At 49.4% G+C, this 2092-nt stretch carries 2 protein-coding genes; both read left to right on the top strand.

Annotation, left to right across the window (positions count from 1 at the left end):
* Positions 1-734, top strand: a 734-nt coding sequence (locus ACSHWX_RS18535; protein WP_435669686.1) for a restriction endonuclease subunit S, incomplete at its 5' end; no start/stop codon positions are given.
* A gap of 17 nt (positions 735-751) precedes the next feature.
* On the top strand, positions 752-2092 hold a 1341-nt coding region (locus ACSHWX_RS18530; protein WP_435669685.1), incomplete at its 3' end, for a DUF262 domain-containing protein.

Genomic DNA, 2092 nt, shown 5'->3' with positions numbered 1-2092 from the left:
CCGACTGGCGCTCTAACAGAAATGCCTCATCTTGGAGGGAAATTTGTCTGGGCGACGTCACAAACTTTCTTACGTCAGGGTCTCGCGGTTGGGCAAAATACTATGCGGATGATGGTGACATCTTTGTGAGAGCGCAGAACCTTAAACACGACCGCCTGGACCTTGAAGACATCGCATATGTATCCCTTCCTGAGAAGTCTGAAGGAAAGCGAACTCAAATACAAAGAGGCGACCTGCTAATCACTATAACTGGGGCAAACGTAACAAAAACTGCCCTTGTCGAAGACGATTTCGGAACAGCATATGTCAGCCAGCACGTCGCACTATTCCGCCCTACCACTGAAATCGCGCCAGTTTTTCTTTTTTGGTTCCTCGTGGCCAAAGCCGCCGGGCGAAAGCAGCTTGAAGACCTTGCTTACGGCGCGGGCAAACCGGGGTTGAACCTGCAAAATATACGGGACGTTCGCCTCAGTCTCCCAAGTTTGGAGGAGCAGTCATTGATTGTGGAAATTATCCAAGACGCGATGTCAAAACACGTAGTCGTTGAAAGGGAGGCAACGGCCCAATTGAAGCGCTCCGCCTCGCTCCGCCAATCCATCCTGAAAGACGCCTTCGCAGGCAAGCTCGTCCCGCAAGACCCAACCGATGAACCTGCCAGCGCCCTTCTTAAACGTATCGCAGTTGAGAAAACAGTCCAGAAGCCCAAACCGAAAAGAACAAAAGCCAAAGCATAGCTACTTTAGGATTTCCAATGCCCGATGTTTCCCACCTTCGTATCGAAGCCGCTCACAAAAAAATCGCAGAAGTCTTTTCAGAAAAGTATGCTTTTAGCATTCCTGCCTATCAGCGCCCCTATGCTTGGGAAACGACCCAAGTCGATGAGTTGCTGACTGACCTGACTGAAGCAATGGGGCCAGACACCCGTTCAGATGGCTTCTACTTCCTTGGCAGCATTGTCTTGGTCAAAACTCACGACGTCCCAGATTCTCGGGTTGTCGACGGGCAGCAGCGCCTAACGACGCTCACTATCCTCTTTAGCGTCATTCGTGATTTGACTGAAGATGTTGAAAAGCAGAGTCGCCGAGAAGAATTTATCAAACAGGTAGCCAACGAGGATAAGGGTATTCCTGAGACCTTGAGACTGCAGCTTCGTCAAAAAGATCAAGGCTACTTCGAAAAACATATCCAAACGCGTGCCGCGACGAACAATCTGCCCTCTGTAGGTGGTCAATCGGGTGCAAAAGCACGCATGATCGAAAATGCTTCAACCATAAGAACGCGCTTGGAGGACATGGGTGAAGAAAGGCGAAGTGAGCTTTTGCGCTTCCTCTTGCAGAACTGCTACTTGGTCGTTGTTGAGGTTCCGACCGCTACAGCAGCGCGACGCATTTTTACCGTCTTGAACGCTCGGGGTATGGACCTGACTGCGACAGATATCCTGAAAGCTGACCTGTTAGAACGCGCCGGAGAAGCAAAAGAAAACCAACTGTCACAGAGGTGGGAAGACATCGAGGTTGGCCTTGGTCGGGACAAGTTCAGTGACCTGTTCACACACATCCGAATGATTTTTGAACGCGACAAACCGCGCTCGGCCCTGGAGAATGGCTTTCCGGATCAAGTTGCGACCTTCAAAGATGACCCAATTGCTTTTGTTGACAAAGTTTTGGAGCCTTATGCAGATGCCTTCTCATTGTCTTTTGATGATCAGAAGTTACGTTATCAATTCGGCTCAGAAACTGCTGAGCTTGTTCGTTCTCTGAATAGATTGGATAATAAGGACTGGTTACCTCCCCTTTTGCTTAGTCTCCGGCAGAATAGTGAGGACCTTCGTGACGATATCCCGGAAATTGTTTTCAAGCTCGAGAGGCTGGCTTATTATCTTTTTATGGTTCGTGCCGATGTTAACGCACGTATGTCACGCTATGCGGATGTTCTAGATAGTTTAGAACCGATCAAGAATCCAAAACCTCGCGCTGTGCGAAGGGAACGGTCGACTGGATGGGAGATAACGCACAGTGAAGTTTTCGCTTTTTTCGACGCTTTAGATGGTCCCGTCTATTTGTCCTCTCGCGTTGTGAAACCAATCCTCCTT

The organism is Maritalea sp. (assembly GCF_051251695.1).
GTDB lineage: Bacteria > Pseudomonadota > Alphaproteobacteria > Rhizobiales > Devosiaceae > Maritalea.
Note: the sequence above shows the minus strand (reverse complement) of the source record. Positions and strands in the feature narration are given on the sequence as shown.